We start from the raw sequence: 6,549 nt of genomic DNA on the forward strand, positions 1-6,549 counted from the left end.
TCATCGACACCCCGCCGATGGGCTCGATCCTGTCGGCGCGGCAATTGCCGCCGGTGGGCGGCGACACGATGTGGTCGTCGATGACCGCGGCCTATCGGGCCCTGTCGCCGCCGATGCAGCGGTTTCTGGAGGGGCTTGAAGCCGTCCACAGCTTCGCCCACGCCTTCACCGCCACCGGACTGGCCGGCAGCCAGGCGGGCCGCGAGCGCTATGAAAAGGCCCGTCGCCGCTAATCCGCCGGTGGTCCACCCGGTGATCCGCACCCACCCGGAAACCGGCGAGCCCTGCCTGTTCGTCAATTCGGTTTTCACCCAGAGGATCAAGGGCCTGCGGGGCGAGGAGAGCCGGGCGCTGATGGCCTTCCTCAACGCCCACGTCCAGAAGCCGGAGTTCGTGGTGCGCTGGCGCTGGACGCCGGGGGCCGTGGCCTTTTGGGACAATCGCTGCACCCAGCACCGGGCGGTCGACGACTTCCTGCCGCACCGGCGGATCATGCACCGCGCGACGGTGCTGGGCGACCGTCCGATGTTTCGCGCCGCGCCGGCCGTCGGTTGATCCCGGTCCGCCATCAAATCACCCACGTCGCCGGTCAACTGAACCGTCACGGCGGCCAGCCGTTCTGAATCGGCCCAGGGCCACGGAGACGGAACCAGGATGATCGATGGCGAGGCGGTGCTGTCGGGGGTGGTCGCCGACGCGACGACGATCGGACGACGGATCGCCTCCGGTCTGGCCGCGCGGCCCTGGCTGATCGCCGTCATGGCCGGCCTGGGCCTGGTCCTGGCGGCGGCGGTCATCTGGCTGGGACACAGCCTGCCGATTTCCCGGTCGCTCGAGCCTCTGCCCAGCCCCGCCCTGATCCTGCTCGACGCCCAGGGCAAGCCCTATGCCCGGCGCGGCGGCTACAAGGAGGCGCCGGTGAGCATCGACGCCCTGCCGCCGCATGTCGTCCAGGCCTTCCTGGCCATCGAGGATCGTCGCTTCTATCGCCACTGGGGCGTCGATCTGACCGGCCTGGGCCGGGCCGCCCTGGCCAACGCCCGCGCCGGCCACACGGTGCAGGGCGGCAGCACCATCACCCAGCAGCTGGCCAAGACCTCGTTCCTGACCGCCGAGCGAAGCCTGCGCCGCAAGGGCCAGGAAGCCATGATCGCCCTGTGGCTGGAGCTGCGGCTGTCCAAGGACGAGATCCTGTCGCGCTACCTGTCCAGCATCTATTTCGGCGACGGGGTCTATGGCCTGGGCGCGGCGTCGCGACACTATTTCGGCAAGCCGCCGGAGCGGCTGACGGTCGGCGAGGCCGCCCTGCTGGCCGGAATCGTCAAGGCCCCGGTCAAGCTGGACCCGGTCGATCATCCCCAGGCCGCGCGGGCCCGGGCCGATCTCGTCCTGGCGGCCATGGTCGAGACCGGCGCGATCACCGCCCAGCAGGCCGCCGCCGGCCATGACGCCAGGGCCCGCAACGCCCGCGCCGACCTGTCGGTGGGCGGCTATTTCGCCGACTGGCTGTCGCCGCAGCTGGCCGACGCCTTCGACACCGCCCGCTATGGCGAGGTGCGCGTCGCCACCACCCTGGATCGACGCCTGCAGCGACGGGCCGAGGCCGCCGTGGCGCGCGGCCTGGCGGCGGCCGGCAAGCGCAAGGTCGGGCAGGCGGCCCTCGTCGCGATGCGTCCCGACGGCCGCGTGGTCGCCATGGTCGGCGGGCGACGCTATGCCGACAGCCAGTTCAATCGCGCCGCCCAGGCCCGCCGCCAGCCCGGTTCGGCCTTCAAGCTGTTCGTCTATCTGGCGGCCCTGCGCGACGGGGCGCGACCGGACATGATGGTCGTGGGCGACCCGGTGACCATCGGCGGCTGGACGCCTAGCAACCATGAGGGCGGCTCGGGTCGCGACCTGACCCTGCGCGAGGCCTTCGCCAGTTCGAACAACATTGTCGCCGCCCGCATCTTCCAGACGGCCGGAGGGCCCGCCGTGGTCCAGGCCGCGCGCGATCTGGGCGTCACCGCGCCGCTGAAGGCCGACGACGCCACCCTGGCCCTGGGCACGGCCGAGACGACCCTTCTGGAGCTGACGGCGGCCTATGCCGGGGTCGCGTCGGGCCGGTACCCTGTGGTGGCCAAGGGACGTCCCGGGCCCGCGCCGACCCAGCAGACCCTCGATCCGGTCCAGCGCGCGGCGCTGCTCGAGATGCTGGGCGCGGCGGTCGAGGAGGGCACCGGCCGGGCCGCGCGGACGGGCCAGTTGACCTATGGCAAGACCGGCACCACCCAGGACTATCGCGACGCCCTGTTCATCGGCTTCACCGGCGATCTGGTCGTCGGCGTCTGGGTCGGCAATGACGACCAATCGCCGATGAGGGGCGTCACCGGCGGCGGCGTTCCGGCCCAGATCTGGCGCGACTTCGTGGGCGGGGGCCTCAAGGTCGGCCTGATCGCCCGCGACCGGGCTCCGACCCCGCGGTTTGATCCTCGCACCCGCGACGACGAGGAAGCGCCCGGGCCCCGGGGGGCGTCCGACATTCCCGGCTGGCTGCGCCGCATCCTGGGACTTTAGGCGGCTCCGCCACATGGCGCGAAGGTTGCTGCGTCCTCCTCCGGCTGTCCCACAAAGGCATGCTTGAGCTTGGAGTGAAGCGATGACGACGCGTTCGACCTGGATCCTGCTGACGGCCATGACGGTCGGCGGCCTGCTGGCCGCGAGCGCGCCGGCCCTGGCCGACGGCTATCCGGCGGCCAGCCATCCCATCGCCGCCGCCCAGCCCAAGCCTCGGCCCAAGGCACGGACGCCCGTCCGGACCCGGGTGGTCATACGCACCGTGGATCGCCCGGTGATCGTCGAGAAGATCGTGCGCCAGCCGGTCTATGTCGAGCGTCGGGTCGAGGTCCCGGTCGAGCGGATCGTGGAAAAGACCGTCTATGTCGATCGCGTCGTCGAAAAGCGCGTCGAGGTTCCGGTCGAACGGATCGTTGAACGCCGCGTGGAGGTCCCGGTCGATCGCGTGGTCGAGAGGCGGGTCGTGGTGGAAAAGCGCGTCGAGGTTCTCGTCGATCGGCCGGTCTATGTGGATCGGGTGATCGAAAAGCCGGTCTATGTCGACCGGATCATCGAAAAGCGGGTCGAGGTTCCGGTCGCGCGCGGCTGCTGCGCGCCGCGCCCCTGCTGTGAGCGACGTGAGGTTTATGAGGGGCGGGAAGGCCGCGTCCGCGATGTCGAGATCCACGAGGACTCCTATTCCAGCACGACGGAGTCGTCGGCCTCGGAAAGCTACGTGTCGGAAGGCCAGGCCGGCTGGAGCTATTGGGGCAGCGCCCTGGCCGGCGACGGCTATGCCCAGTCGCGCGAGGGCGTGGCGACCGGCTATCAGGGCGGCCAGACCCGGCGCTACGGCCCGGGCGGCGGCTGGCGTCCGGCCTTGATCGGCGCGGGGGCGGCCTCGGCTTCGGCGGGAGCCCGGGCCGGCGCCACGGCGTCAGCGACGGCGAGCGCCCGCTCCAGCGTCAGCGTTCAGGCGCGCGGCGGCGGCAAGCGCGGCGGGACATCGTCGCACGGCGGCGGCTGCTGCCGACGCTAGTCCGGAGTCAGGGCTCCAGGCACACCGCCACGCAGCGGCTGGCCAGGGCCTCGGTGGCGTCGATGAACGGCACGCCGAGATCGTCCTGGTTCAGGACCAGCGGAACCTCGGTGCAGCCGGCGATCACCGCCTCGGCTCCCAGGGCGACAAGGCGGTGCGCCAGGCCCGCCATGGTCTCGCGTGACGCCGATCCCAGGTCGCCGGACTTGATGCGGTAGAGCAGGGCCATGAACTCGATCTGTTCGTGATCGCCCAGGCTGACCATCTCCAGACCCAGGTGCGAGAGCCGCTGGCGGTAGAGTCCCAGGGCTCCGGCGGCGCCCAGAACCCCGACTCGCGTGACGCCGGCCGTTCGGGCGGCCAGGCCGGCGGCGTGCGGCATGTCGACCAGCGGCAGGCCGCTGGCCCGAACCTCATCGGCGTAGGCATGGGCGGTGTTGCAGGCGATGGCCAGGACCTGGGCCCCGCCTCGCGCAGGCCCGCCGCCATGGCCGCCAGGACCGGACCGGCGGCGCCCGGGTCCAGACCGTGGTCCGGAACCCTGGGATTGATATCGACCAGAACCCTCAGATGGTCCTGTTCGTGGCGGACGGGCGTGGCGGCCTGCAGCTTGGCCAGGAAGTCCAGGGTGGCGGTTGGGCCCATGCCGCCGAGCACGCCGAGGATCTTGCTCATCTGGGGTTCCTTGCAAACCTTGCGAGCGCCTAGCCTAGCCCAGGCCGCATCGAGCCGGCCATGCGTCAGATCAAGCGGCGCTGGCCATGAGGGCGAGCAAATCGGCCACAGGGCGTGACATTCTGGGCGCGTGGAGACCGAACCTCCGACATGGTAGGATGATCAGCGCGGCGTAGGGTGCTCCCGAACTCCTCCAGCTGGTCGACGTCACGTCGCTCCGGCGCTAGGGAGGCCCCGTCCGCGACGGGAGGTAGACATGCTTCACAGACACTTTCTTGCGTCCGCCGTTCTGGCTGCGGCGCTGAGCGCCGCCGGCGGCGGCGCGGCCTGCGCCTCGACCCTGGTGATCGGCGGCGGCGCGGCCAAGGACTGCTCGGTCGCGGCCCTGGGCGGGCGATCCGACCCCGGCGCCATGGTCACCTGCAGCCAGGCCCTGGAGACCGAAAGCCTCAATTTCCGCGACCGGGCCAGGACCCACGTCAATCGCGGGGTCATGCAGCTGCGGCGCCGCGCCTGGAGCCTGGCGCGGGAAGATTTCGACGCCGCCTCCAAGATCGATCCGCAACTGGGCGAGGCCTATGTCAATCGCGGCGCGGCCTATGTCGGCGAGCGGCGCTACCAGGAGGGGTTGAAGGCGATCGACCGGGGGCTGGAGCTCGGGGTCAAGGACCCGGAAAAGGCCCTCTTCAACCGCGCCCTGGCCAATGAAGGCCTGGGCGACGTGACGGCGGCCTACAAGGACTACAGCCGGGCCGCCGAACTTGATCCCGATTGGGCGGCGCCGAAGACCGAACTGGCGCGTTTCTCCGTCAGACGGCCCTGACGCCCGGGGCGACGCGGAGACACTGGGATGAGCCTGCGGAGAGGAACGGTCGCGGCGCTGGCGGCCTTGGCGACCTGCGCCGGAGCCGGCCCGTCGTTCGCCCAGGTCGATCTGCGGGACCTGCGTCAGCGCGACGAGATCCTGCAGCGCCAGGATATCGACCGTCTGACCGCGCTCCATGCCCGCCTCGAGGCCCAGGCGGCCCGCGCCCGCCTCGACACCGACCTGACCCTGAGAGACCTGCGGACAGCTGTTCCGGCGGCCGGCGACGGCCTGGCCCTACGCCCATCCTTGCCCTTGCCCGAGGCGCCCCTGTCGTCCGAATACGACCGGATCAGCGCGGCGTCCGAGGCCCGGCTGGCCGCCAGCAATCTTCGGCTCAAGGCCATGCCACTTGCCGGTCGGCCCTGAGACCGGCATGAGTTTGACGCAGTAGTCGCGGGAGACAGCGGATGGAATGGCGTGGCGGACGGCGTTCGGGAAATATCGAGGACCGGCGCGGTCTGAGCGGCGTCGGCGTGGCCGGCGGCGGCATCGGCGCGGTGGTGCTGGCGGCCATCGGCTATTTCGTGTTCGGCATCGATCCCCAGACCACCTTGCAGGCCACCCAGCAGATCCAGGCCCAGAGCCAGGCCGAGGAGGGGCGCGGGGCCAGGTGGCCGATGAGGCCGGCCAGTTCGTCGACACCATCGAGACCTCCAACGCCGACGTCTGGGGCCCGATCTTCCAGGCCCAGGGCCAGCGCTATACGCCGCCCCAGGCGATCGTCATCTATGATCGCGCCACCGGAACGGGGTGCGGCACGGGCCAGGCGGCCATGGGGCCGTTCTATTGCCCCGCCGACCGCAAGGTTTATCTGGACCTGACCTTCTGGAACGAGCTGGAAAGCCGCTTCGGGGCCAAGGGCGAGTTCGCCCGGGCCTATGTGATCAGCCATGAGATCGGCCACCATATCCAGACCCTGACTGGCGCGTCGGATCAGGCCCGCCGCCAGGGCGCGCGCGGGGCGGAAAGCGGCTCGGTGCGGCTGGAACTGCAGGCCGACTGCTATGCCGGGGTCTGGGCGCGCCTCGCCCCTCAAGCGTCGAAGGGCGGCATCGCCATCAACCGCGCCGACATCGAGGACGGCCTGGGCGCCGCCGCGGCGGTCGGCGACGACGCCATCCAGCAAAAGACCCAGGGTCAGGTCATGCCCGACAGCTTCACCCACGGCACCAGCGCCCAGCGCATGCGCTGGTTCGGCAAGGGCTACGACGCCGGTGATCCCGGCGCCTGCGACACCTTCGGGGCCCGGAGCCTCTAGGCCCATCGGTCGATCCGCGTTCGGTCAGGGCTTGGCGCCGGGCGTGGTTCGGTGTCCCCTCACGGTGACGTTTGCCGGGGGATCCACACCATGTCGCCATTTGGCCTGAACACGCTTGTCGCCGCGGCGGCGATCTCCGCCCTGCTGAGCACGGGCGCCCTGGCCCAGGCGCCG

General features: G+C 71.0%; 6 protein-coding genes and 2 pseudogenes. 7 read left to right on the plus strand and 1 reads right to left on the minus strand.

Going from position 1 to position 6,549, the window contains the following annotated elements; all coding sequences use genetic code 11:
* The 4 genes from CSW58_RS15765 to CSW58_RS08250 all read left to right on the plus strand — a co-directional run.
* The coding region (locus CSW58_RS15765) for a TauD/TfdA family dioxygenase (protein ID WP_201721610.1) at positions 1-233 on the plus strand (233 nt) is incomplete at its 5' end.
* Positions 211-555, plus strand: a complete 345-nt coding sequence (locus CSW58_RS08240) for a TauD/TfdA family dioxygenase (protein WP_099446970.1) — start codon at positions 211-213, stop codon at positions 553-555. The genes CSW58_RS15765 and CSW58_RS08240, both read left to right, overlap by 23 nt.
* 99 nt (positions 556-654) lie before the next feature.
* A complete protein-coding gene (locus CSW58_RS08245; RefSeq protein WP_099446971.1) occupies positions 655-2,556 on the plus strand; it encodes a transglycosylase domain-containing protein in 1,902 nt (633 codons plus the stop codon).
* An 82-nt stretch (positions 2,557-2,638) separates the two neighbouring features.
* Entirely contained in the window at positions 2,639-3,574 is a 936-nt protein-coding gene (locus CSW58_RS08250) for an IMCp domain-containing protein (RefSeq protein WP_236627724.1), read from the plus strand.
* 7 nt (positions 3,575-3,581) lie between these two features.
* On the opposite strand, the pseudogene CSW58_RS08255 reads toward CSW58_RS08250, so the two are convergent.
* Positions 3,582-4,249 (minus strand): annotated as a pseudogene (locus tag CSW58_RS08255) (aspartate/glutamate racemase family protein).
* A gap of 256 nt (positions 4,250-4,505) precedes the next feature.
* Here CSW58_RS08255 and CSW58_RS08260 point away from each other — a divergent pair.
* From CSW58_RS08260 to CSW58_RS08270, 3 genes and pseudogenes are all read left to right on the plus strand, one after another.
* Positions 4,506-5,072 carry a hypothetical protein gene (locus CSW58_RS08260; protein WP_099446972.1) on the plus strand — a complete coding sequence of 189 codons (567 nt, stop codon included), beginning with the start codon at positions 4,506-4,508 and terminating at the stop codon, positions 5,070-5,072.
* A 27-nt stretch (positions 5,073-5,099) separates the two neighbouring features.
* Positions 5,100-5,483 carry a hypothetical protein gene (locus CSW58_RS08265; protein WP_143755134.1) on the plus strand — a complete coding sequence of 128 codons (384 nt, stop codon included), beginning with the start codon at positions 5,100-5,102 and terminating at the stop codon, positions 5,481-5,483.
* A 41-nt stretch (positions 5,484-5,524) separates the two neighbouring features.
* Positions 5,525-6,375: pseudogene (locus tag CSW58_RS08270) on the plus strand (neutral zinc metallopeptidase).
* The last annotated feature ends 174 nt before the right edge of the window (positions 6,376-6,549 follow it).

Origin of the sequence: Caulobacter sp. B11, assembly GCF_002737765.1 — a bacterium.
Lineage (GTDB): Bacteria > Pseudomonadota > Alphaproteobacteria > Caulobacterales > Caulobacteraceae > Caulobacter.

Excerpts from the sequence above, each read along its gene's own strand:
- CSW58_RS08240 (WP_099446970.1), top strand. The coding sequence starts at position 211 with ATGAAAAGGCCCGTCGCCGCTAATCCGCCGGTGGTCCACCCGGTGATC.
- CSW58_RS08245 (WP_099446971.1), top strand. The coding sequence starts at position 655 with ATGATCGATGGCGAGGCGGTGCTGTCGGGGGTGGTCGCCGACGCGACG.
- CSW58_RS08250 (WP_236627724.1), top strand. The coding sequence starts at position 2,639 with ATGACGACGCGTTCGACCTGGATCCTGCTGACGGCCATGACGGTCGGC.
- CSW58_RS08260 (WP_099446972.1), top strand. The coding sequence starts at position 4,506 with ATGCTTCACAGACACTTTCTTGCGTCCGCCGTTCTGGCTGCGGCGCTG.
- CSW58_RS08265 (WP_143755134.1), top strand. The coding sequence starts at position 5,100 with ATGAGCCTGCGGAGAGGAACGGTCGCGGCGCTGGCGGCCTTGGCGACC.